The following is a 22,870-nucleotide window of genomic DNA, read 5'->3' as shown; positions in this document are numbered from 1 at the left end:
TGCACCATGATCACCCCCCGGGCGGTCCACGGACCGGCATTGGCGGCGGCTCGCACGGCGATCCGGCGTGTGCACTACCTGGGGAATGGGACACTATCCGTAGTGCGGCCGCGGGTCGTACCACCTGATTCGACGATCCGGACCGGCAGACGGCAAGCGCAAGCAGGCAGACGGCAGAGCAGGGAGCACGGCGTGGCAGAAGGCAACCGGACGATGCGAGGACGAGTTCTCATCGTCGACGACGACACGGCGTTGTCGGAGATGCTCAGCATCGTGCTGCGCAACGAAGGCTACGACACCTATCTGTGTGCGACCGGTGACAAAGCGGTACCGGCGTTCCGTGAGTTCAAGCCGGACCTGCTGCTGCTCGACCTGATGCTGCCCGGGATGGACGGGATCGACGTCTGCCGTGCGATCCGCGCCGAGTCCGGCGTACCGATCGTGATGCTGACCGCGAAGAGCGACACCGTGGACGTCGTCCTGGGCCTGGAGTCCGGCGCCGACGACTACGTGGTGAAGCCGTTCAAGCCCAAGGAGCTGGTGGCCCGGATCCGGGCCCGGCTGCGCCGGATGGACGAGCCCGGCCCGGAGTCGCTGACGATCGGCGACCTGACCATCGACGTCGCCGGGCACTCGGTGAAGCGCAGCGGCGAGACGATCCAGCTGACCCCGCTGGAGTTCGACCTGCTGGTCTGCCTGGCCTCCAAGCCCTGGCAGGTGTTCACCCGTGAGGTCCTGCTCGAGCAGGTCTGGGGGTACCGGCACGCCGCCGACACCCGGCTGGTCAACGTGCACGTCCAGCGGCTGCGCTCCAAGATCGAGAAGGACCCCGAGCACCCGGAGATCGTGGTGACGGTCCGCGGCGTCGGCTACAAGGCGGGTGCGGACTGATCGAGTACGGCCGCGACGACACGTCGCAGGCGGAGAAGGCGGAGTCCGCACCGGAGCCCCGCGGGACGGAGATCGAGCTCACGGCCGCTGGGTTGGACTGGCACGCCGTCCAGCCGCCGTTCTGGCGTACGCACCCGACCCGCTGGCCCGACATCTGGCGCCGCTCGATCCAGGCCCGGATCGTCACCGGCACGCTGCTGATGTCGACCGTCGTACTGATCCTGGTCGGCTGGGTGATGATGAGCCAGGTCACCGACGGCGTCCTGGAGTCGCGGCGCAGCAGTGCCCTGGCCGAGGCCGCCGCGCAGCTGAACGCGTTGTCCAGCTCGATCAACGCCGCCGACCCGGCCACGATCACGCAGAAGCTGAGCGAGCTCGTCCAGAACTCCAACCGTGCGGGCCTGTACGACGTGGTGCTGATGCCGACCGACAACTCCGGCTCGGTGCTGATCCAGCAGACCGGTGGCGTGGTCAGCACCTCGGTGCCGCAGGAGCTGCAGTCCTCGGTCGGGAGCGACGGCGCCTCCCTGTGGGACACCTACACGCTGATCAACTACGAGGGCCGGCCGAGCGCGCCGGGGCTGGCGATCGGGTCGCAGGTCCGGGTGGACTCCACCGGCGAGCGGTACGAGGTGTACTTCCTGTTCCCGCTCACGGCCCAGCAGGAGACGCTGGACGTCGTACAGCGGGCTCTGCTCACCGCCGGGCTGCTCCTGGTCGTCCTGCTCGGTGCGGTGGCCTGGCTGGTCACCCGCCAGGTGGTGACCCCGGTGCGGATGGCCCGGCGGATCGCCGAGCGGCTCGCGGCCGGCAAGCTCGAGGAGCGGATGCAGGTCCGCGGCACCGACGACCTGGCCCGGCTGGCCGTGTCGTTCAACAAGATGGCCAGCAACCTGCAGCAGCAGATCCGCCGGCTCGAGGAGTTGTCCCGGCTGCAGCGCCGGTTCGTCTCCGACGTGTCGCACGAGCTGCGGACCCCGCTGACGACCGTGCGGATGGCCGCCGACCTGCTGCACGAGACGCGCGACGAGTTCGACCCGATCACCCGTCGCTCGGTCGAGCTCCTGCAGAACGAGCTCAACCGGTTCGAGGAGCTGCTCGCCGACCTGCTGGAGATCAGCAGGTTCGACGCCGGAGCGGCCGCGCTCGACCTCGAGGACGTCGACCTGCGCGACATCGTCGCCCGGGTGCTGGAGAACCACGAGACCCTGCTCGAACGCAAGGGCAGCGAGGTCCAGCTGGCGATGCCCGAACCGTGCCGCGCCCAGGTCGACGCGCGCCGGATCGAGCGGATCCTGCGCAACCTGATCGGCAACGCGATCGAGCACAGCGAGGGCCGGCCGATCCTGATCAGTACGGCGACCGACGAGGACGCTGCCGCCGTCGCCGTACGGGATCATGGGATCGGCTTCCGGGCCGAGGAGGCCGAGATGGTGTTCAGCCGGTTCTGGCGGGCCGATCCGGCTCGCGCGCGGACCACCGGCGGGACAGGCCTCGGGCTGTCGATCGCGCTGGAGGACGCCCGGCTGCACGGTGGCCGGCTCGACGCGTGGGGATCGCCCGGCGACGGCGCGTACTTCCGGCTGACGCTGCCGCGGCGCCCGGACGTCACGCTGTCCGGCTCGCCGCTGCCCGCGCGCCCGTCCGACGCGTCCCGGGTGGTCCCGGAGATGTCGCTGGTCGACGTCGGGGCGCCGTACCAGAAGCTGACCGGTGGTGAGGACCTGTGAGGACGCGACTTCGCCGTACGGGCCTGGTGAGCGCGGGGCTGGCCGTCGTACTGGTGGCTGGTGGGTGCGCGTCCGTGCCGACCGAGGGACAGGTCCGCAACGGCAGCAAGAACGCCGCCGCCGCTTCCGGCGGCAAGGTCGGCGTCGAGGCGCAGCAGCCGAGGACGAACGCGAAGCCGGCCGCGCTGGTCAGCGGGTTCGTCGAGGCGATGTCCGACTTCAGCAACTACGACACCGCGCGGCAGTACATGACGCCCGCCGCGGCGGCGAAGTGGGAGCCGGAGAAGGGGATCACGGTCTACGACCAGTCCTCGACCAAGGCGCTGACGCAGGTGCCCGGCACCAACACGATCCGGCTGCGCGCACCCAAGATCGGCACCATCGACGCGCGCGGCAGCTGGTCGTCGGCGCCGCGCGGATCGATGGTCGACTTCTCCTTCACCGTGCAGCAGGCCGACGGGCAGTTCCGGGTCTCCAGCGTGCCGAACGGGACCTTCCTGCCGAACAACCAGCTGGAGTCGCGGCTCGAGCCGTACGCGCTGTACTTCGCCAACCGCGACCGCAACATGCTCGTCCCCGACCCGATCTACCTGCCGCAGCTGCCGCCCGGGCAGGTCGCGACCCGGCTCGTCCAGGAGCTGCTGAAGGGCCCCACCGACCGGCTCGGCAACGGGGTCGGCACCGCCGCCCCGCCCGGGACGCAGGTGAATGTCTCGGTGCCTGTCGAGCTCGGTGAGGCGACCGTCGAGCTGAGCAAGTCGGCGGCCGGTCTGTCCAACGCCGACCGGAGCGTGCTGGCGGCGCAGATCATGTGGACGCTCCGCCCGATCAGCACCCGGGTGAAGATCACCGTGGACGGTGCCGGCCTGGAGGTCAACACCTCCGACGCCCTCCAGTTCGCCAACTACGCGCAGTTCGACCCGACCGTCCCGACGCCGCAGATGAAGGAGCTGTACGGGATCGTCGGCAAGAAGATCGTCCGGGGCAACCTGGACAGCGCCACCACGATCGGCATCACCCGGCTGGACCAGAGCCTGCTCTTCAAGTACGCCGCGACCAGCTTCGCGGTGAGCCTGACCGGCGAGGCCGGCGCCGTCGAGACCGTGGTCGACGGCAACGACGTGATTGCCTACGGCCCGTTGGTCGAGGCGGTCGACGACAGCGACAAGGTCGACCTGATCCCGACCGACGGCAAGGTGCTGCGACCCAGCTTCGACGCCCAGGAGAACCTGTGGATCGTCGACCGCGCCGACAGCTCGGCGCCGAGGCTGCGGATGCGGAGCAAGGACGGCAAGATCGTCGAGGTCCGCACCACCTTCGACGGCCGCGAGCCGGTCCAGCTGCGGATGGCGCCGGACGGCGTACGGGCGCTGCTGGTGATCACCGGCAAGAACGGCCAGAACACCGTCGAGACCGGCACCATCACCACCGACAACGCGAAGAAGCTCCAGCTCACCCAGACCCGCCGGCTGGAGGTGCCGCTGTACGACATCACCGACGCGACCTGGAACCAGCTCGGCGTCCTGGTCTCCGGCCGCCCCACTCCCCAAGGCGCCCGCCAGCCCTGGCTGGTCAACGTCGACGGCTCGGCCCCCCGCGTCATCCCCGGCTCACCCAACAACGCCTTCCAGTCGGAAACCCTGGCCTCGAACCCCAACATCGACACCCTCCCGGTGGTCCGGGACGTCGACGGCACCACCCACTGGCAAAGCAAAGACCTCAACTGGTCGGAGCTGGAAGAAAACGAACAACCCATCAACATCCTGCCGGTGTACCCGGGCTGATCTGCCCCCGTCGGTAGCGCCCCCATGCTGTTGGGTGGTGAGCCTGATCGAGCCCGCCCGCCCCCTCTGTGTCGGGTAGTGCAGGCGCTGATCCGGAGGGACACCGGTAGTGGGAAGTTCGCAGCGCGACTGGGCCGGTGGAGTTCCTCAACCTGGTCGGGTGGCAGGGCGCACGTCCGTGCGGTCCCGAAGGTCGTCCGCGATGCGGGACTCCGGAGGACCGATCCCCGGGACGTTCCCTAGCATGTAGGTAATGACAAGTTCCGAGGACCGACGGCCGCCGTGTCCTCTGTTCTGAGCGCGTTCTTCACCCTCGTCGCGGTGGCCGTTCTCGGGTACGTCGTCGGTCGGGCCGGCGTTCTCCGCAGCGAGGACGAGCTGGTGCTGTCCCGGCTGGCCTTCTTCGTGGCCACGCCCGCGCTGATGTTCGCCACGATCTCCCGTGCGGACCTGAACGTGATCTTCTCGCCGGTGCTGCTCACCAGCCTGTCCTGCGTCCTGATCATCGTGGTGCTGTCGCTGACCGTCTCCGGACTGGTCTGGCACCGCGACCGGGCGCAGGCGACGATCAGCGCGCTCGCCGCGTCGTACGTGAACGCGGGCAACCTGGGCATCCCGGTCGCCGTCTATGTTCTCGGTGACGGCGCCCTGGTCGCGCCGATCGTGCTGTTCCAGCTGCTGGTGATGGCGCCGGTCGCGTTCGCCGTACTGGACGGCTACCGGCAGGGCTCCGGCCGGCGGGTGTCACTGCGGACCGTCCTGACCCGTCCGCTGCGCAACCCGCTGACGGTCGCGTCGCTGCTGGGCCTGCTGGTCGCTGCCGTCGGCTTCGACCCGCCGACGCTGCTGATGCGCCCGATCGAGCTGGTCGGTGCGGCGGGGGTCCCGGTCGCGCTGATCGCGTACGGGCTCAGCCTGAGCGGCCGGACCAGCAGCACCCGCCTCGGCCCTGGTCCGGACCTGACCCTGGCCGTCTCGCTCAAGATCGTCCTCCAACCCGCTATCGCGTACGCCGTGGGCCGCTGGGTCCTCGGCCTCGAGGGACACGCCCTGCTGGCCCCGACCCTGCTGGCAGCGCTCCCAACCGCCCAGAACGTCTACGTGTACGCCGTGCACTACCGCACCGGCCAGCAGCTCGCCCGAAGCACGGTCCTGCTCACCACGCTGCTCTCCATCCCCACGATGACCCTGATCACCGGCCTCCTCGCCTAAGCCCGGCCGGGCGCTGCCCGGCTGAGTTGTCCACAACCCCGTTTTGCAGCCCCGCCCCGCTAGAGCGCAGGGTTTCCTGGTGGGGCTTCGGGACGCGTGGGTGGATCTTGTCCTCGGTGGCACCTGCGCCGGGTGTGAGCGCCCGGGTGTCAGTCTCTGCGTGGGGTGCCGAGCCGATCTGGCGGCGTTGACTCCGTTTACCGCAGTCCCGACGCCCGAGCCGGCGGGGTTTCCGCGTGCGACCGCCTGTTCGCCGTACGACGGAATGCCGCGCCGTCTGATCATCGAGCACAAGGAGCGCGCCCGGTACACCTTGGCCCGGCCGCTCGGCAAGGCCCTCGCAATCTCAATAGCCGCAGCGATCGAGCCCGGTCGCGCGGCCTGGATCTGTCCGATCCCGTCGGCGCCGGCGACCGTCCGGGCCCGCGGGCACGAACCCCTGCGGCGGATCGCGATAGTTGCCGTCCGCCACCTCCGCGAAAGCGGGTACGACGTCCGTCTGGCAGACGCCCTCAGACTTCTGCGCCGCCCGCAGGACCAGGCCGGCCTCTCGGCGCGGGAGCGGATCGCCAACGTGGACGGCGTGTTCGGGGTGCGTTCGCGCTGGGCTGAAACGCTGACAGATCAACCTGTCCTGCTGGTGGACGACGTGCTGACGACCGGTTCCACGCTCACGCAGGCGGCCGTCGCCTTGGAAACAACGGGAGTCGCGGTGCTCGGATCCGCCGTGCTGGCCGCGACCCGGCGTTACGCGACGCCCGGTTCATGAGAACTTCCCTACCGGTTTTCGCCGAAGCCGACTAGCGTTGGCCTATGACACCCGCTAGGGCTTGTCGGGCAGTGAAGTGGTGCAGGACCGGATCAGCCGGAATCCTGGCCACGGAGTCCGACCGGCTTGACAGCGGGTGTTCGCGTTTCGGGCCCCGCCAGGATGGCTACGGAGGTTCCGGGACGTAAAAGAAGTCGCCGAGCGATGGAGGTTTCCGTGGACGTCGTTGTCAAGGGTCATCACTGCGAGGTCAGTGACCGCTTCCGGCAGTACGTCGAGGAAAAGCTCGCCAGGATCGAGAAGGTCGATCACCGGGTGCTGCGCTGTGAAGTGGAAGTCAGTCAGGAGAAGAACCCGCGACAGCACGATCGCGCGATGAGGGTCGAGCTCACGATGTACACCAAGGGTCCGGTGGTCCGGGCCGAGGCGTGCGGTGAGACCAAGCAGGCGGCGTTCGACGTCAGCCTGGACCGGCTGCGGGCGCAGGTCCGCAAGGCCGCCGACCGTCGCCGGGTGCACCGCGGCGAGCACGCGCCCGAGGGGCTGCGGCACGTCAACGCCAAGCAGACGTTCAACGGCGCCGACGTCGTGGTCGAGGAGACCGCCGACGACGAGGTGCCGACCCAGAAGTTCGGATCGCTGACGGTGACCGGAGACGGCCCGCTGGTGATGCGCGAGAAGACCCACACCGCCAAGCCGATGTCGCTGGACCAGGCGCTCTACGAGCTGGAGCTGGTCGGCCACGACTTCTACCTGTTCGTCGACGCCGAGGAGAACCAGCCGAGCGTCGTCTACCGTCGCCGGGGCTACGACTACGGCGTGATCCGCCTGGCCGTCTGACCCAACGAGCACACAAGACGGGCCCGGGCTGAAAAAGCCCGGGCCCCTCTTACTGCCTAAAGGTGCTAGCTGCCGATCTGCGCCTGCAGCTCGGCGGAGTACGTCGCGACCTCGGCGTACACGCCCGGGTTGCCGGCGTCGGCGCAGCCGATGCCCCACGACACGACCCCGAACAGGCGGCCGTTCAGGACCAGCGGGCCACCGGAGTCGCCCTGGCAGGAGTCCTTGCCGCCGTCCTCGTAGCCGGCGCAGATCTCGCCGTCGCCGGTGTAGCCCTGGCTGGCGTACACGTCGGCGCAGTAGGAGTCACCGAGCACCGGGACGGTCACCTTCTGGAAGGTGTCGTCCGGGCCGGTGCCCTCGGTGCTGCCGAAGCCGTAGACGACCGACTCAGCGCCGGCCGTGTCGGCGGCGGTGTCGGTCTCCAGCGGCAGCGTCGGTACGCCGGTGAACGGCGTCTCCAGGGTCATCACCGCGACGTCGTGACCGGGCTGCGACCCGTACGCCGGGTCCGCCCAGATGTCGGTGATCTTCGAGGTCTGACCACTGGACCCCGAGAGCACGTCGCGGCCCTGGACGGCTGTGTACGTGCTCGCGGCCTCCGTCGCGCAGTGCGCGGCGGTGACGATCTTGTTGGCCGCGACCAGCGTGGCGCCGCAGTACTGGCCGCTGGGGACCGGGGATCCGCTGTTGTTCAGCGCCAGCGCCCAGGGGGTGTCGGCGGTGTGGGCGATCTCGCCACCGACGATCCGGGTGTGCGGCGGCTCCGGCGCCGGGGTCGCCGACGCGGTGGACACGACGCCGAGCGACGCGCCGGTCAGTGCGACGGCCGCCAAGGTCGCTCGAACCAGCTGGATTCTTCCTGTCATTGCCTCACGCTCCACAGGTGTATGAGGCCGCGCGGGCGTCGCGGCCTACCTAGCAGCGTCCACTGCCACGGTGGGTAGCGCACCTCTCACCTTCGGTAACTCAAGAGTTATGACCTGAACGGGGGAATGGGTCAAGGGAAGGACAGGGAAGGAAAGAAGGTGTAGGGACGGGATGGGGGAGAAGGCGGAGGGGCTTGGGGGGCTGGTACTTGTTGGGCTTCGGGGGTGGCTTGTCGGTGGGGCCCGGCAGAATGCTGGGGGTGACGACTCAGGTGCTGTCTCAGGCTCAGGCTCGGCGGGTTGGACTGGCCGCCCAGGGGTTTGCCGACCCACGGCCCAAGGGCGTGCCCGACATGCGGGCGCTCAGCCGGGTGCTCGGGAGGATCGGGCTGCTCCAGATCGACTCGGTCAACGTGCTCAGCCGCGCGCAGTACCTACCTCTCTACTCCCGCCTGGGGCCGTACCCGCGCGACCTGCTCGACCGCGCCGCCGGCAAGGCCCCGCGCCGCCTGGTGGAGTACTGGGCGCACGAGGCCTCGCTGATCCCGGTCGAGACCCACCCGCTGATGCGCTGGCGGATGGCCCGGGCGACCACCGAGGCGTGGGGCGGCCCGCGCTCGATCGCGGCCGAGCGGCCCGACCTGGTCAAGCAGGTGCTCGCCGACGTCACCGCCCAGGGCCCGCTGACCGCCCGCGAGATCGACGACGACGTGGAGCGCCAGAAGGACAACTGGGGCTGGAACTGGTCGGACGTGAAGCGCGCGCTGGAGTTCCTCTTCTTCGCCGGCGAGATCACCGTCGCCAAACGCAACCAGCAGTTCGAGCGGATGTACGACGTACCGGAGCGCGTCCTGCCCGCGGCCGTGCTGGCGACGCCGGTCCCGACGCCGGAGGAGGCGCACCGCGAGCTGATCCGGATCGCCGCGAAGGCTCACGGGGTGGGGACCGCCCAGTGCCTGAAGGACTACTTCCGGACCGCGCCGGCGCCGACCACCCAGGCGATCCAGGAGTTGGTCGAGGAGGGTGAGCTGCTGCCGGTCGGCATCGAGGGCTGGAAGCGCCCGGCGTACCTGCACCGCGACGCCCGGCTGCCGCGCCGGGTGAACACGCGCGCCCTGGTCAGCCCGTTCGACTCGCTGGTCTACGAGCGGACCCGGACCGAGATGCTGTTCGACTTCCGGTACCGGATCGAGATCTACGTGCCGGCCGAGAAGCGGGTCTACGGGTACTACGTGCTCCCGTTCCTGCTCGGCGACCGGCTGGTGGCCCGGGTCGACCTGAAGGCGGACCGGACGGCCGGCGTACTGCTGGTGCAGTCCGCGCACGCGGAGGACGGCGCGCCCGCGGAGACTCCGGAGGAGCTGGCGGCCGAGCTGGTCCAGCTGGCCGGCTGGCTCGGGCTCGACCACGTCCGGGTGGCCGGCCCCGGCGATCTGGCGCCTGCGCTCAGTCACGCCCTGCGCGGACAGTGACGGCCCGGAACCCCGAAGGAACTTTTCGGCGCCGCCGCGCGTGAGTCAGGAAACGCAGCCGACGTGGCTTGGCTCACCCGGCCCCGTACGATAGGTGACGCACGCCGCCCGGCGGGTGGACCGTGCCGTGCCCAGTGTGGGTACGACGCCGGCAAGTCCGCCGCAACCAGGCTTCAGCAGCAAGGAGAGAACTGCCCACCATGAAGGTTGTCGACAAGGTCCTGCGCATCGGCGAGGGCAAGACGCTGCGTCAGCTCCAGCGGATCGCGAAGGTGGTCAACTCCATCGAGGACGATTTCGTCGCGATGTCCGACGAGGAGCTGCGGGCCCAGACGGCCGAGTTCAAGGAGCGGGTGGACAACGGCGAGTCGCTCGACGCGCTGCTGCCGGAGGCGTTCGCGGTCGTCCGGGAGGCGGCCAAGCGGACCCTGCACCAGCGCCACTACGACGTCCAGATCATGGGTGGCGCGGCGCTGCACCTGGGCAACATCGCCGAGATGAAGACCGGTGAGGGCAAGACCCTGGTCGGCACGCTGCCGACGTACCTGAACGCGCTGTCCGGCAAGGGCGTGCACGTGGTCACGGTGAACGACTACCTGGCCAAGTTCCAGGCCGAGTGGATGGGCCGGGTGTACCACTTCCTCGGTCTCGACTACGGCGTGATCCTGCCGGAGATGACCCCGGCCGAGCGCCGGATCGCCTACGCCAAGGACATCACCTACGGCACGAACAACGAGTTCGGCTTCGACTACCTGCGCGACAACATGGCCAACGACATCGCCGACTGCGTGCAGCGTGGCTACAACTACGCGATCGTCGACGAGGTCGACTCGATCCTGGTCGACGAGGCCCGGACGCCGCTGATCATCTCCGGCCCGGCCGAGGACTCCCAGCGCTGGTACGTCGAGATGGCCCAGATCGCCTCCACCCTGCAGGCCTGGACCAACGCCGACGACCAGAAGCTGAAGAACGAGCGGCGCGGCGTCACCGACCTCGAGATCGACGAGAAGAAGCGCAAGGTCGCCGACTACGAGGTCGACGAGAAGAAGCGCACCGTCGCCATCCTCGAGCGCGGGATCGAGAAGGTCGAGGACCGGCTCGGCATCGACAACCTGTACGAGTCGGCCAACACCCCCCTGATCAGCTACCTGAACAACGCGCTGAAGGCCAAGGACCTGTTCCGCAAGGACAAGGACTACGTGGTCGTCGACGGCGAGGTGCTGATCGTCGACGAGCACACCGGCCGGACGCTGCACGGCCGCCGCTACAACGAGGGTCTGCACCAGGCGATCGAGGCCAAGGAGAAGGTCGAGATCAAGGAGGAGTACCAGACCCTCGCGACGATCACGCTGCAGAACTACTTCCGTCAGTACGGCAAGCTGGCCGGCATGACCGGTACGGCGATGACCGAGGCCGCGGAGTTCAGCAAGATCTACGGCCTGGGCGTCGTGCCGATCCCGACCAACAAGCCGATGGTCCGCGCCGACCAGCGCGACCTGATCTACCGCACCGAGGACGCCAAGTTCGACGCGGTCGTCAAGGACATCGTCGACAAGTACAAGACCGGTCAGCCGATCCTGGTCGGCACCACCAGCGTGGAGAAGTCCGAGCGGCTGTCCGCGCACCTGCGCAAGGAGAACGTCCCGCACGAGGTGCTGAACGCGAAGCAGCACGCGCGGGAGGCCGCGATCGTGGCCGAGGCCGGTCGCAAGGGCGCGGTCACGGTGGCCACCAACATGGCCGGCCGTGGGACCGACATCATCCTCGGCGGCAACCCGGAGTTCCTGGCCGACAAGGACCTGCGCGCGCGCGGCCTCGACCCGGTGGAGACGCCGGAGGAGTACGAGGCGGAGTACCCGAAGGTCCTGGAGAAGTTCGAGCAGCAGGTCAAGGACGAGCAGGTCGAGGTCCGCGAGGCCGGCGGTCTGTACGTGCTCGGCACCGAGCGGCACGAGTCGCGCCGGATCGACAACCAGCTGCGCGGTCGTTCCGGCCGTCAGGGTGACCCGGGCGAGTCGCGCTTCTACCTGTCGCTCGAGGACGACCTGATGCGCCTGTTCAAGCGCGAGATGGTCGACTGGGCGATGTCGCGCAACGACGACGACACCGTGCCGCTGGAGAACAAGGTCGTCACCAAGGCGATCGCGTCGGCACAGTCCCAGGTCGAGGCGCAGAACTTCGAGACCCGGAAGAACATCCTCAAGTACGACGACGTGATGAACCGTCAGCGCCACGTCGTGTACGACGAGCGCCGCCGCGTGCTCGAGGGCGCCGACCTGCAGGATCAGGTGCTCGACATGCTCGACGAGACCGTCACCGGCTACGTCATGGGCGCGACCGCGGACGGCTTCGCCGAGGACTGGGACCTGGACCCGCTGTTCACCGCGCTGAAGACGCTGTACCAGACGACGGTCACCGAAGAGGACCTGATCGAGGAGGCCGGCGGCGAGCGCTCCGGCCTGACCCAGGACTTCATGGTGGAGAAGTTCGTCGCCGACGCGCGCGAGGCCTACGCACGGCGCGAGGAGCTGCTCGGCACCGAGCCGATGCGCGAGCTCGAGCGCGGTGTCGTACTGAACGTGCTGGACCGCAAGTGGCGTGAGCACCTGTACGAGATGGACTACTTGCGGGAGGGCATCGGCCTGCGCGCGATGGCGCAGCGCGACCCGCTGGTCGAGTACCAGCGCGAGGGCTACGACATGTTCGCCGCCATGATGGAGTCCATCAAGGAGGAGTCGGTCGCGTTCATCTTCAACGTCGAGGTCGACGTCGAGGCGATGCGCGCCCAGCAGGCCGCGGCGGCGGAGGTCGTCGAGGAGGCCGAGGACATCCTCACCCCGGGCGCCCCGGTCGCGGAGTTCCCCGGCCGCGACGCCGACCGCCCGCAGGACGGCCCACGCCTGACCGACCGGCCGAAGCTGCTCGCCAAGGGCCTCGGCAAGGAGAACCGCCCGCCGCAGCGGCTGTCGTACTCCGCGCCGACGATCGACGGTGACGAGGAGATCGCGGTCCGCACCGAGGACGGCGCCGACGCGAGCGGCCTGCTGTACCCGGGCACCCCGCGCAACGTCTCCTGCCCGTGCGGTTCCGGCAAGAAGTACAAGCGCTGCCACGGCGACCCGCAGGCGGACGTCTACAAGTAGCCACAGGACGAAGGCCGCTCCCAGCAGGTGGGGGCGGCCTTCGTCATGTTCAAGGGCAACGAGTGACCTGGTACGGGCGAAGTACGGGCAGCGCTGTGCAAGCGACGACCCCTAACGTTTCTCTCCGGGCTCAATCACCGGAAGGAAACCGCAATGTTCACGAGGTTCTCGAAATCCACGAAGCGCGCGACGATCCTGTGCGCTGCCGCAAGCATGGCGATCGTCCTCGGTGTGCCGGCGACGGCCCACGCCGACAACCAAACAGTCTTCCTGAGCGATCTCGACGGACGCCAGCTCGGCTACGTGTCCTTCACGGATGCGACCGACAAAGTCAAAATCTGCGACACGCAGAACGACGGGTACTCGGTCACCGGAAGAGTCCGCACCGGTGCCATCGTGAAGGTCGAGGTTTCCGACGGTATCGACGCAGGCTGCAACACCAAGTCGGTGACGCTGATCGACAAGCGCGCCTACCTGCTGGAGATCGAGTGGAACGGCCCTGGAGGCATCGACTGGAACCAGGGGTTCTACGCCTGAGCCTGAGGTCCCACTCCTACAGCACGGCCCGCAGCTCCGGGTCCAGAAGGTTGCTGTGGGCCACGACGAGGTCGTTGCACAGGGCCCAGATCTGCTCGACCGTCAGCGTCGCCGCGGTCGCCGGGTCGGCCATCAGCGCCTGCCGGATCGCCCGCGGGTCCTGGTCCAGGGCGGCACGAACCACCAGCGCGTTCACGTTCACGTACGACGCGTTGACGGCAGCGCAGGCCGCCGGCAGCGCCCCGAGCGCCGTCGGCTGCACGCCCAAGGCGTCCACCAGGCAAGGAACCTCGACGACCGATCCGCTCGGCAGGTTGCTGATCAGCCCGTCGTTCACCACGTTGCCGTAGACGGTCCGCGGGACCCCGGTCACGATGCTGTGCACGATCTGCGGCGCGTACTCCATCGTCGCCTCGACCGGCACCGGGTCGCCTGTCTTCACCGCGTCCCGCGTCCGCTCGTACGACGCGACGTTCTCCTCCACGATCCGCAGGTACTCGCCGACCGGCAGCCGCAACCGCTCGATCTCGGAGTCGTGCGGCAGGTACCACGGCACGTACTCCGAGGAGTGCTCGCTGGTCTCGGTCGGGTAGTACCCGAGCCGCCGGTACATGTCGACCCGGACCCGCCGCAGCATCTCCGGGTCGCGCCGGATCACCTCGTCGAGCGCCGGGTACAGCGACTCCCCGCGGTGCTCGAACCGCAGCACCCAGGACTGGTGGTTCACCCCACCGGCCAGGTACCGCACCTCCTCGAACGGTACGCCGACGAGCTCCGACAGGTCGTACATCGTCCAGTGGACCGAGTGGCACAGCCCGACCACGTTCCGCACCCCCAGCGCGGACAGGTACCAGACGTTCATCGCCATCGGGTTCGTGTAGTTCAGCAGCCACGCGTCCGGGCAGACCTCGGCGATGTCGGCGGCCAGCCCGCGCAGCACCGGGAACGTGCGCAGCGCGCGGAACACTCCGCCCACGCCCAGGGTGTCGCCGATCGTCTGCCGTACGCCGTACCGGGCGGGCAGCTCGAAGTCGATCCGGGTCGCGTCGTTCATCCCGACCTGGATGATGTTGACGACGAAGTCGCTGCCCTCCAGGGCGGCCCGACGGTCCAGATGCGCGCTGATCGTCGGCCGCGCGCCGCGGTCGCTCGCGATCACCGCGGCCGCCGACGCCGCCGTCCGGAGGCGCTCGGGATCGATGTCGTGCAAGGCGATGTGCAGCTCACCGAGGTCGTCGAAGCCGAACAGGTCGGCCAGCAGCCCCTGGGTGAACACGACGCTTCCCGCGCCGATGAACGCGATCCGGGTCATCCCGCACGCTCCACGGCCAGGTCCCAGTCGGCCTGCGCCGCCGTACCGCCTGCTGCTCTGGTCGACAGCGAGCCGCAGGCTGCCGCGATCGCCAGCGCGCGCGCCCGGCCGGTACGGCGCAGTACGGCGGTTACGAAGCCCGCGTCGAAGCTGTCCCCGGCGCCGACGGTGTCGACGGGCTCGACCGCGAGGGCCGGTGCGGTGAGCAACGATGTGCCGTCGTGGGCCAGTGCGCCGTCGGCTCCGTTCTTGACCACGACGAGCGGCCCGCGGCGCGCGAGGATCCCGGCCGCTTCGGCCAGTACCGGATGCCCGGTCAGCGCGTGGGCCTCAGCCGCGTTCGGCAGCAGATAGTCGGTGACCCGCAACACCGGGTCGAGCACCACCCGCTCCCACCGGTCGGCCGGGTCGTCGTTGGTGTCCAGCGACGTGGTCGCTTTCGCGTTCCGTGCCTCCTTGAACAGCTCGGCCAGCCCCGCGGCCAGGCCCGGCATCAGGTAGAACGACGCCGCGTGCACGTGCCGCACGGAACGCAGCAGCGCCCGCGGTACGTCGTTCGAACTGGTCGCAGTCAGACAGCCCGACGCCGTGAGGATCGCGCGGTCCGAGCCCGAGGTGAGCACTGTGGTCAGGGGAGTGGGCAGCTCGGGATCGACCACCAGCGCGGACGTGTCGACGCCGCGTTCCTCGAGCGCTGACCGGACGAAGGTCCCGGCCGGGTCGTCGCCGATCCGGCCTGCGAAGGCCACCTTGAGCCCGAGCCGAGCGGCCCCACAGGCCATGATCGCCGCGGATCCACCCAGGCACAGCGATCCGGTCGGGACCAGCCGTTCCCGCTGCCCGAAGACCAGCGGCTGGTTGACGGGCCCGATCACGACATCAGGGTTGGCGTCACCGAGTACAAGAAGATCAAACATAGGGTCAGCCTTTGAGTCCGGAGGAGGCCAGCGAGCGGATGAACGCCTTCTGGGCAAGGAGAAAGCCGAGCAGTACCGGCAAGACAGTGATGACGTTGCCGGCCATCACGGCGGCCCACTGGGTGTGGTGCTGACCCTGGAAGGTGGTCAGGCCGAGCTGGAGCGTGTAGTTGGTGTCGTGGTTGATCGCGATCAGCGGCCAGGTCAGGTCGTTCCACGTGCTCAGGAACGTCAGTACGGCGACGGTGCTGAGCGCGGGCCGGGCCAGCGGCAGCACGATCGAGACCAGGATCCGCAGCCGCCCGCAGCCGTCGATCCAGGCCGCCTCCTCCAGCTCGCGCGGCAGCGAGACGAAGAACTGGCGGAACAGGAAGACCGAGAACGGCGTCACCAGCGACGGCACGATCAGCGCGCCGAGCGTGTCGATCAGGCCGAGCTGCTTCATCACCAGGAAGGTCGGAATCATCGTCAGCTGGAACGGGATCACCATCGTGGCCAGCATCAGCCCGAGCAGCGGCTTCGACCCGGCGAACCGCATCCGCGCGAAGGCGTAGCCGCCGAGCGAGCCGAGCACCAGGTTCGCGGTCACCGCGACCGTTGACACCAGCAACGAGTTCAGGAACCAGCGTGGGAACAACGCGTTGCCGAGCACGAACCGGTAACCGTCGAGGTCGATCCTGCTCGGCCAGAGCGCGGGCGGGAACCGGTTGATCTCGGAGTTGCTCATCACCGAGCTGACCACGAGCCATAGCAGCGGCAGCGCGAAGAGCAGCGCCAGCGGCGCGAGCACGAGGTGCCAAGGACTGAAGGGGAGGCGCTTCACCGGCGTACCCTCCGTTGGTAGACCTGCAGCGCGATACCGATCATCAGCAGGAAGACCGCCAGCGCGTACGCCGCGGCCGCGCTGTAGCCGGCGGTGAAGCTCTTGAACGCCTTCTCCCAGATGAAGTACACGATCACCGTGGTCGCCCCGAGCGGGCCGCCCTTGGTGGTGACGAAGACCAGGTCGAACACCTGCAGCGCGTTGATCGCCTGGAACAGCACCAGGAAGATCGTGACCGGCGTCAGCGACGGCAGGACGACGTGCCGCAGTACGCCGGACCGCCCGGCGCCGTCGATCCGCGCCGCCTCGACCAGTTCGGGCTCGACGCTCTGCAGCCCGGCCAGGTAGACGATCACGCAGAAGCCGGTCCCGCTCCACAAGGAGATCGCGACGAGCAGGTACAGCGCCTGCGACGGATCGCTGAAGAACCCCTGCGCGGGCAGGCCGAGCTGGTGCAGCAACGAGTTCGCCGCCCCGAACTCGGGGTCGAGCACGAAGGAGAACAGCACGCCCTGCGCGGCCGCCGACACCACGAACGGGACGAAGACCAGCGTCCGGTAGAGCCCGATCAGCCGGATCTTGCGGTCCAGCAGCAGCGCGATCGCCAGTCCGCCGACGACGCTCAGCGGTACGTAGAGCGCGGTGTAGACGACGGTGTGCCCGACGGCCTCGCGGAACAACGGATCGGCCGCGAGGGTGCGGTAGTTGGCGAGCCCGACCCAGCGGCTCGGTGAGACCAGGTCGCTGGCCTGGAACGACAACAGCAACGACCAGAGCACCGGGACCACGCTGAGCCCGAGGATGATCAGCACCGACGGGCTGACGAACGCCCAGGCGGTCCGGGCCTCGCCGCGGTTGCGGCGTTTGGCGGCCGCGGCCCGGGCCCGTGGATCGACGGTGAACGTGCCGACCACGCTGGCCATCAGCTCGGTACCGCCAGCACGGCGTTCGACTGCTCGACGCACTCCTTCAGCGCGTCCGCGGGCGACTTCTTGCCCAGCAGCACCGACACGATCGCGGTGCCGAGATGCTCGGAGATCTGCGGGTACGCCGTGATGGTCGGCCGGACCCGGGCCGTCTCCAGCGCGTCGACGAAGACCTGCAGACCGTTCGTCTCGGTGGCGTGCTTCTTCCACTCCGGCAGCGCGGCGGTCGTCGTACTGAGCGGAAGGCTGCCGCCCTCGAGGTCCCAGCGCACGTCCTGCTTCGCGTCGAGCATCCAGCCGACGAACTCGGTCGCCGCCTTCGTGCGCGCCGAGCCGTTGTCGAACACGGTCCAGGTGTCCGGCCCGGAAATCGTCACCGCCTTGCCCGAGTACGACGGCAGCGGCACGACGCCGTAGTCCAGCTTGCGGTCGAGGATGTCCGGCAGCTGCCAGGGGCCGGTGGCAACCATTCCCATCCGGCCGCCGAGGAACACCTGGTAGAGCTGCTCGCCGCCGGGTTTCGGGTCGACGTACAGGGACTTGTCGGTGCGCAGCTTGTCGAGGGTGGCCAGGGCCTGCTCGCCGACCTGCTCGAAACCGACCTTCTTGCCGTCCTCGGTGACCACGTCGCCACCGAGGTCCCAGATCATCGGCCAGAGCCGCCAGACCGTGTCCTCGTCGCCGACGCCCGGCCAGCCGGTGCCGAAGACGCCCTTGCCGGGATCGGTCAGCTTCGCCGCGGTGGCGACGAAGTCGTCCCACGTCCAGCCGGCCTTCGGTGCCGGGAGACCGGCGGCGGCGAAGAGTTTCTTGTTGTAGACAACGCAGAGCGAGTCGAGCAGAGCGGGTGCGGCGCGCACCTTGTCCTTGACGGTGATCGCGGCCTTCGCCGCCGGCCACACCGCGTCGAGCTGCAGCCGGCCGGTGAGGTCGGCGACCTGCGGGCTGCGGGTGATGCTGGCCAGGTCCGAGCCGAAGATGTACGCGACGTCCGGGTAGGACCCAGCGGCCAGACCGGCGGTGACCTTCTGCAGCATGCTGTCGGCCGTCACGCCGCCACCACCGCCGACCACCGTGATACCCGGATGGGTCCGGTTGAACTCGGCGATCAGGGTGTCGAGCGCCTTCTTCCCGGAGTCGGTCTGGCCGTGCCAGAGATCGACGGTGACCTGGCCACCGGTGGCCTCCTCGTCGGACTTGCCACAACCGGCGAGACCGGCCGCGGCGGCCAGTACGGCGGCCGCGCGCAGGACGTCGCGGCGGGACGGTGCTGCGGTGCGGGGGTCGGACACGATCTGCTCCATCGGGTCCCGCGGACGCTTTCCCCGCCTCGGGCTCGAGCCCTGGCGCCTGACAACCGGACTCCCAAAGTGCTACCGGCTGGGTGCGTCACTGTCGCACCGGCATCCGGTGCTGGTCAGTCAGTAGAGCAACGGGGAGTCGGAAGCGTCAAGGACCAACTGCAGAAAAGTGCGCGTTACCCGCCCTTGAGCGCGTTCCCGAACAGGTGACCTGAACCCTTGACGACGCGGGTTTTGACCGGTTTAGTGACTCTTTAAACCGGTTTAAACACTCAGACTAGGAGCCGTGCGTGGTCAAGGACCGACCGACGATCGCCGACGTGGCGGCCCGGGCCGGAGTCTCCAAGGGCTCGGTCTCGTTCGCGCTGAACGGCCGGCCGGGCCTGGCCCAGGCCACCGTCGACCGGATCCTCGCCGCCGCCGACGAGCTCGGCTGGCGGCCCAGCAACCGGGCCCGCTCGTTGTCGGTCTCGAAGGCGTTCGCCCTCGGCCTGGTGATCACGCGAGACCCCGCCGTCCTGTCGTCGGACCCGTTCTTCCCGGCGTTCATCGCGGGTGTCGAGAGCGTGCTCTCGCGGGGTGGTCAGGCGCTCGTTCTGCAGGTCGTCACCGCCGGCGACGACGAGGCGGCCGGGTACCGGCGGCTCGCGCAGGACGGCCGGGTCGACGGCGTCTTCTTGTCCGACCTCCGCCACGAGGACCCGCGGATCGAGCTGTGCCGCGAGCTCGGTCTGCCTGCCGTGACCCTGAACCGGCCGGTCGGCTCGTCACCGTTCCCGGCCGTCTGTCTGGACGACCGTCCGGGCACGGTCGAGGTCGTCGAGCACCTGATCGCGCTCGGCCACCGCCGGATCGCGCACGTCGCCGGTCCGCCCACGTTCGTGCACGCCACGGCTCGTGCCGACGCGTTCGTCGCGACGCTGGCCGACGCGGGGCTGGCACCGGGCGGGCTCGAGGTCAGCGACTTCACCGCGGCCGGCGGGATCGAGGCGACCCGGCGGCTGCTGGCGCTGCCGGACCGCCCGACCGCGATCGTCTACGCCAACGACCGGATGGCCATTGCCGGGCTCGGTGCCGCGCAGCAGGCCGGGTTGACCGTGCCCGCCGACCTGAGCATCGCCGGCTTCGACGACAGCGAGCTGGCCGAGTTCGTCCATCCCGGCCTGACCACCGTGCGCGCCGATCCCTACGCCTTCGGTGAGGCCGCCGCGACCACCCTCAACCAACTCATCGACGGGACCGGTGACGTGGCCGACGTGGAGCTCCCACCGGCCCGTCTCGTCGTACGCCGTTCGACCGCACGTCTGGAGGAGTCATGAAACGACGCAAGCTGACCGCGGCGCTGCTGGCGCTGGGGCTGACCGGGGTCGCCGCAGCCTGCGGCGGCAGTGACGGCGGAGGTGATGCCGACGCGGCCGCGCAGGCGCGCGGCGAGATCACCGTCTGGTTGTCCAACAACGCCGAGGAAGTGGCCTGGGGCAAGCAGATGGTGGCTGCCTGGAACACCGCGCACCCGGAGGAGAAGGTCACCGCCCAGGAGATCCCGACCGGGAAGAGCTCCGAGGAAGTGATCGGTGCCGCGATCACGGCGGGCAACGCGCCCTGCCTGATCTTCAACACCTCGCCGGCCTCGGTGTCGCAGTTCCAGAAGCAGGGTGGCCTGGTGGCGCTCGACGGCTTCGACGGCGGCAAGGACTACCTCGAGAGTCGCACCGGCAAGACCGCTGAGCAGTACAAGTCGACCGACGGCAAGTACTACCAGATGCCGTGGAAAGCCAACCCGGTGATGATCTTCTACAACAAGAAGGCCTTCGCCAAGGCGGGCATCGACACCGCGAAACCGCCGCTGGCGACGTACGACGAGTTCCTGGCCACCTCGCGCAAGCTGGTCGCCGCCAAGGCCGCGAAGTTCGCGATCTACCCGGCGCCGAGCAACGAGTTCTACCAGTCCTGGTTCGACTTCTACCCGCTGTTCGCGGCCGAGACCGGGGGCAAGCAGCTGGTTGCCGACGGCAAGGCGCAGTTCGCCTCGGACGAGGGCAAGAAGGTCGCGGCGTTCTGGCGGACCATGTACGCCGACAAACTGGCCTCGCAGGAGAAGTACACCGGCGACTCGTTCGTCGACGGAACCGCCGCGATGGCGATCGTCGGCCCGTGGGCGGTCGCGACGTACAAGAACAAGGTCGAGTGGGGCGCCGTACCGGTCCCGACGTCGGCCGGCAAGCCCGCCGCCGAGACCTACACGTTCAGCGACGCGAAGAACGTCGCGATGTACTCGGCCTGCAAGAACCGCGGGACCGCGTGGGACGTGCTGAAGTTCGCCACCAGCAAGGAGCAGGACGGCAAGCTGCTCGAGGCCTCCGGCCAGATGCCGCTGCGCGACGGCGTCGCCGCGGCGTACCCGGAGTACTTCCAGAAGAACCCCGACTACCAGCAGTTCGCCGACCAGGCGGCCCGCACGGTCGAGGTGCCGAACGTGCCGAACTCGATCACGATCTGGCAGACCTTCCGCGATGCCTACTCCAAGTCCGTGATCTTCGGCCAGGAAGACCCGGGCGCGGCCCTCGACGGCGCCGTCCAGAAGGTCGACCAACTAGCCAAACAGTCATGAGCACACGAACCGGCGCGCTGGGCAAGGTTCTCGGCAAGCACCCGATCGGGTCGCTGTTCGTCACGCCGTACGTCGTGTTCCTGGCGGCGGTCTTCGCCTACCCGCTCGGGTTCGCGGTCTACATGTCCTTCCACGACTACTTCTTCACCGCGCCCGGCGCGATCGTCGAGCGGCCGTTCGTCGGGTTCGAGAACTACGTGACCGTGCTCTCGGACCCGGCGGTCCGGCGGTCGTTCGTCAACGTCGGGATCTTCCTGCTGATCAACGTGCCGCTGACCGTGGTGCTGTCGCTGCTGCTGGCGTACGCGCTCAACGGCGCCGTGCGGTGGCGCGGGTTCTTCCGGGTCAGCTACTACGTGCCGTACGTGACCGCGAGTGTCGCTGTCGTCGGCGTCTGGCTGTTCTTGTTCAACTCCAACGGCCTGGTCAACTCCGTGCTCGGGCCGCTCGCGCCTGATCCGTCGTGGCTGGTGAACTCCCAGCTGGCGATGCCGACGGTCGCGATCTACGTGACCTGGAAACAGCTCGGGTTCTTCATCCTGCTGTACCTGGCCGCGCTGCAGAACGTGTCGAAGGACCTGTACGAGGCGGCGTCGATGGACGGCGCCGGGCGGATCAAGTCGTTCTGGAACGTGACGGTGCCGGGAGTCCGGCCGGCCACGACGCTCGTCGTACTGCTGGCCACTGTGACCGGAGCGAACCTGTTCACCGAGCCGTACCTGTTGACCGGCGGTGGTGGTCCGGACGGCGCGTCCGCGTCGCCGGTCCTGATCATGTACCAGCGCGGGATCGAGCAGGGCAACCCGGACGTCGGGTCCGCGATCGGAGTGCTGCTGGTGATCGGCGTACTGATTCTGGCGTTGGTCGAACGACGCTTCGTGGGGAGAGAGGATCGATGAGGAGCCCGTGGAAGTTCCTCGGCCTGCTGGTCGGGGCGTTCGTCTTCCTGTTCCCCTTCTACTACATGCTCGTCGGCAGCCTGCAGACCGAGCCGGACCCGTCCGTCGGTGGCGCGTTCCCCTCGCCGGGGAACCTGACCGGGCACAACTACGCCGAGATCAACGCCGCGATCCACCTCGGCCGGTCGCTGCTGAACTCGGGGATCTTCACCGGGGGAGTCATCCTCGGCACGCTGGTCTTCGGTGTGCTCGCGGGGTACGCCTTGGCGCGGTTGCAGTTCCGGGGGCGCGGTGCCGTGTTCAACCTGGTGCTGCTGGTCCAGGTGATCCCGTTCCAGCTGCTGACGATCCCGCTGTACGTGATGATCGTGCGCAGCTACGGGCTGGCCGACTCCTACCTCGGGATGATCCTGCCGTTCGCGATCAACTCGACCGCGGTGTTCGTGTTCCGGCAGTACTTCCTGCAGCTGCCGCAGGAGCTGTTCGACGCGGCCCGGATCGACGGCGCGGGCGAGCTGGCCATCCTGTGGCGGGTGGCGATCCCGTTGGTGAAGCCGGCGCTGCTGACCGGCGTACTGCTGACGTTCATCGGGCCGTGGAACGAGTTCCTCTGGCCGTTCCTGATCACCAAGCAGCAGGACCTGCAGCCGCTCGCGGTCTCGCTGTCCAACTATCTGACCACCGTGTCGGCGCGGGCCGCGAACCCGTTCGGTGCCGTACTGGCGGGGGCCTGTGTCCTGGCCGCTCCGGCGGTCGCGTTGTTCGTGATCTTCCAGCGCCGTTTCATCTCCTCCAGCCTCGAGTCCGGAGTCAAGGGCTGAGCTTGTTCTGAAA

At 68.9% G+C, this 22,870-nt stretch carries 19 protein-coding genes; 13 read left to right on the top strand and 6 right to left on the bottom strand.

From position 1 onward, the window contains the following. Window positions 1–213: 213 nt before the first annotated feature. The 6 genes from mtrA (at window position 214) to hpf (ending at window position 7,226) form a co-directional block, all read left to right on the top strand. Entirely contained in the window at window positions 214–891 is a 678-nt protein-coding gene (gene mtrA, locus ACLQ2O_RS39400; protein ID WP_077013824.1) for an MtrAB system response regulator MtrA, read from the top strand. 92 nt (window positions 892–983) lie between these two features. Beyond that, a complete protein-coding gene (mtrB, locus tag ACLQ2O_RS39395; protein WP_425842597.1) occupies window positions 984–2,621 on the top strand; it encodes an MtrAB system histidine kinase MtrB in 1,638 nt (545 codons plus the stop codon). Continuing rightward, window positions 2,618–4,405 carry an LpqB family beta-propeller domain-containing protein gene (locus tag ACLQ2O_RS39390; RefSeq protein ID WP_425842596.1) on the top strand — a complete coding sequence of 596 codons (1,788 nt, stop codon included), beginning with the start codon at window positions 2,618–2,620 and terminating at the stop codon, window positions 4,403–4,405. The genes mtrB and ACLQ2O_RS39390 overlap by 4 nt, the downstream gene beginning before the upstream one ends. Before the next feature lie 282 nt (window positions 4,406–4,687). Continuing rightward, complete coding sequence (locus tag ACLQ2O_RS39385; protein ID WP_425842595.1) at window positions 4,688–5,617, top strand: AEC family transporter; 930 nt, start codon at window positions 4,688–4,690, stop codon at window positions 5,615–5,617. A gap of 265 nt (window positions 5,618–5,882) precedes the next feature. Next, a complete protein-coding gene (locus tag ACLQ2O_RS39380) occupies window positions 5,883–6,386 on the top strand; it encodes a ComF family protein (RefSeq protein WP_425842594.1) in 504 nt (167 codons plus the stop codon). 216 nt (window positions 6,387–6,602) lie between these two features. After that, window positions 6,603–7,226, top strand: a complete 624-nt coding sequence (hpf, locus tag ACLQ2O_RS39375; protein WP_425842608.1) for a ribosome hibernation-promoting factor, HPF/YfiA family — start codon at window positions 6,603–6,605, stop codon at window positions 7,224–7,226. Window positions 7,227–7,291: 65 nt separating this feature from the next. Here the strand turns inward: hpf and ACLQ2O_RS39370 are convergent, their stop codons facing one another. Further along, window positions 7,292–8,095 carry a S1 family peptidase gene (locus ACLQ2O_RS39370; RefSeq protein ID WP_425842593.1) on the bottom strand — a complete coding sequence of 268 codons (804 nt, stop codon included), beginning with the start codon at window positions 8,093–8,095 and terminating at the stop codon, window positions 7,292–7,294. Window positions 8,096–8,355: 260 nt separating this feature from the next. Here ACLQ2O_RS39370 and ACLQ2O_RS39365 point away from each other — a divergent pair, with 260 nt between their 5' ends. The 3 genes from ACLQ2O_RS39365 (at window position 8,356) to ACLQ2O_RS39355 (ending at window position 13,247) form a co-directional block, all read left to right on the top strand. Beyond that, on the top strand, window positions 8,356–9,567 hold the full coding sequence (locus tag ACLQ2O_RS39365) for a winged helix-turn-helix domain-containing protein (protein ID WP_425842592.1): 1,212 nt from the start codon (window positions 8,356–8,358) through the stop codon (window positions 9,565–9,567). A 200-nt stretch (window positions 9,568–9,767) separates the two neighbouring features. After that, complete coding sequence (secA, locus tag ACLQ2O_RS39360) at window positions 9,768–12,710, top strand: preprotein translocase subunit SecA (protein ID WP_425842591.1); 2,943 nt, start codon at window positions 9,768–9,770, stop codon at window positions 12,708–12,710. A gap of 153 nt (window positions 12,711–12,863) precedes the next feature. Beyond that, entirely contained in the window at window positions 12,864–13,247 is a 384-nt protein-coding gene (locus ACLQ2O_RS39355) for a hypothetical protein (protein ID WP_425842590.1), read from the top strand. Window positions 13,248–13,263: 16 nt separating this feature from the next. Here ACLQ2O_RS39355 and ACLQ2O_RS39350 read toward each other — a convergent pair whose 3' ends face one another. Genes ACLQ2O_RS39350 through ACLQ2O_RS39330 form a run of 5 tightly spaced genes read right to left on the bottom strand, consistent with a single transcriptional unit; the run spans window position 13,264 to window position 18,517 of the window. Continuing rightward, the gene (locus tag ACLQ2O_RS39350; RefSeq protein WP_425842589.1) at window positions 13,264–14,559 is read right to left on the bottom strand and encodes an alpha-glucosidase/alpha-galactosidase; all 1,296 of its coding nucleotides are present in this window, start codon (window positions 14,557–14,559) and stop codon (window positions 13,264–13,266) included. Continuing rightward, window positions 14,556–15,476, bottom strand: coding sequence for a carbohydrate kinase family protein (locus tag ACLQ2O_RS39345; RefSeq protein ID WP_425842588.1), 921 nt, complete (start codon window positions 15,474–15,476; stop codon window positions 14,556–14,558). Before ACLQ2O_RS39345 ends, ACLQ2O_RS39350 begins: the two co-directional genes overlap by 4 nt. Window positions 15,477–15,480: 4 nt before the next feature. Next, window positions 15,481–16,299, bottom strand: a complete 819-nt coding sequence (locus ACLQ2O_RS39340; RefSeq protein WP_425842587.1) for a carbohydrate ABC transporter permease — start codon at window positions 16,297–16,299, stop codon at window positions 15,481–15,483. Then, entirely contained in the window at window positions 16,296–17,222 is a 927-nt protein-coding gene (locus tag ACLQ2O_RS39335) for a carbohydrate ABC transporter permease (protein ID WP_425842586.1), read from the bottom strand. The genes ACLQ2O_RS39340 and ACLQ2O_RS39335 overlap by 4 nt, the downstream gene beginning before the upstream one ends. Continuing rightward, window positions 17,222–18,517: an ABC transporter substrate-binding protein gene (locus tag ACLQ2O_RS39330; protein ID WP_425842585.1), complete on the bottom strand. Its 1,296-nt coding sequence runs from the start codon at window positions 18,515–18,517 to the stop codon at window positions 17,222–17,224. The genes ACLQ2O_RS39335 and ACLQ2O_RS39330 overlap by 1 nt, the downstream gene beginning before the upstream one ends. A 299-nt stretch (window positions 18,518–18,816) precedes the next feature. Between ACLQ2O_RS39330 and ACLQ2O_RS39325 the strand changes: the two genes are divergently transcribed. The 4 genes from ACLQ2O_RS39325 to ACLQ2O_RS39310 are packed head-to-tail and all read left to right on the top strand — an operon-like array spanning window position 18,817 to window position 22,857. Further along, entirely contained in the window at window positions 18,817–19,845 is a 1,029-nt protein-coding gene (locus ACLQ2O_RS39325) for a LacI family DNA-binding transcriptional regulator (protein ID WP_425842584.1), read from the top strand. Next, the gene (locus ACLQ2O_RS39320) at window positions 19,842–21,137 is read left to right on the top strand and encodes an extracellular solute-binding protein (RefSeq protein ID WP_425842583.1); all 1,296 of its coding nucleotides are present in this window, start codon (window positions 19,842–19,844) and stop codon (window positions 21,135–21,137) included. The genes ACLQ2O_RS39325 and ACLQ2O_RS39320 overlap by 4 nt, the downstream gene beginning before the upstream one ends. Next, a complete protein-coding gene (locus tag ACLQ2O_RS39315) occupies window positions 21,134–22,036 on the top strand; it encodes a carbohydrate ABC transporter permease (RefSeq protein ID WP_425842582.1) in 903 nt (300 codons plus the stop codon). Before ACLQ2O_RS39320 ends, ACLQ2O_RS39315 begins: the two co-directional genes overlap by 4 nt. Further along, on the top strand, window positions 22,033–22,857 hold the full coding sequence (locus ACLQ2O_RS39310) for a carbohydrate ABC transporter permease (RefSeq protein WP_425842581.1): 825 nt from the start codon (window positions 22,033–22,035) through the stop codon (window positions 22,855–22,857). The genes ACLQ2O_RS39315 and ACLQ2O_RS39310 overlap by 4 nt, the downstream gene beginning before the upstream one ends. Window positions 22,858–22,870: the final 13 nt, after the last annotated feature.

It is taken from the genome of Kribbella sp. DT2 (genome assembly GCF_049844575.1).
Classification (GTDB): Bacteria; Actinomycetota; Actinomycetes; order Propionibacteriales; family Kribbellaceae; genus Kribbella.
This window is presented reverse-complemented; position numbering and strand designations above follow the sequence as displayed.

Excerpts from the sequence above, each read along its gene's own strand:
- mtrA (WP_077013824.1), top strand. The coding sequence starts at position 214 with ATGCGAGGACGAGTTCTCATCGTCGACGACGACACGGCGTTGTCGGAG.
- ACLQ2O_RS39380 (WP_425842594.1), top strand. The coding sequence starts at position 5,883 with ATGCCGCGCCGTCTGATCATCGAGCACAAGGAGCGCGCCCGGTACACC.
- ACLQ2O_RS39370 (WP_425842593.1), bottom strand. The coding sequence starts at position 8,095 with ATGACAGGAAGAATCCAGCTGGTTCGAGCGACCTTGGCGGCCGTCGCA.
- secA (WP_425842591.1), top strand. The coding sequence starts at position 9,768 with ATGAAGGTTGTCGACAAGGTCCTGCGCATCGGCGAGGGCAAGACGCTG.
- ACLQ2O_RS39355 (WP_425842590.1), top strand. The coding sequence starts at position 12,864 with ATGTTCACGAGGTTCTCGAAATCCACGAAGCGCGCGACGATCCTGTGC.
- ACLQ2O_RS39350 (WP_425842589.1), bottom strand. The coding sequence starts at position 14,559 with ATGACCCGGATCGCGTTCATCGGCGCGGGAAGCGTCGTGTTCACCCAG.
- ACLQ2O_RS39345 (WP_425842588.1), bottom strand. The coding sequence starts at position 15,476 with ATGTTTGATCTTCTTGTACTCGGTGACGCCAACCCTGATGTCGTGATC.
- ACLQ2O_RS39335 (WP_425842586.1), bottom strand. The coding sequence starts at position 17,222 with ATGGCCAGCGTGGTCGGCACGTTCACCGTCGATCCACGGGCCCGGGCC.
- ACLQ2O_RS39320 (WP_425842583.1), top strand. The coding sequence starts at position 19,842 with ATGAAACGACGCAAGCTGACCGCGGCGCTGCTGGCGCTGGGGCTGACC.
- ACLQ2O_RS39315 (WP_425842582.1), top strand. The coding sequence starts at position 21,134 with ATGAGCACACGAACCGGCGCGCTGGGCAAGGTTCTCGGCAAGCACCCG.
- ACLQ2O_RS39310 (WP_425842581.1), top strand. The coding sequence starts at position 22,033 with ATGAGGAGCCCGTGGAAGTTCCTCGGCCTGCTGGTCGGGGCGTTCGTC.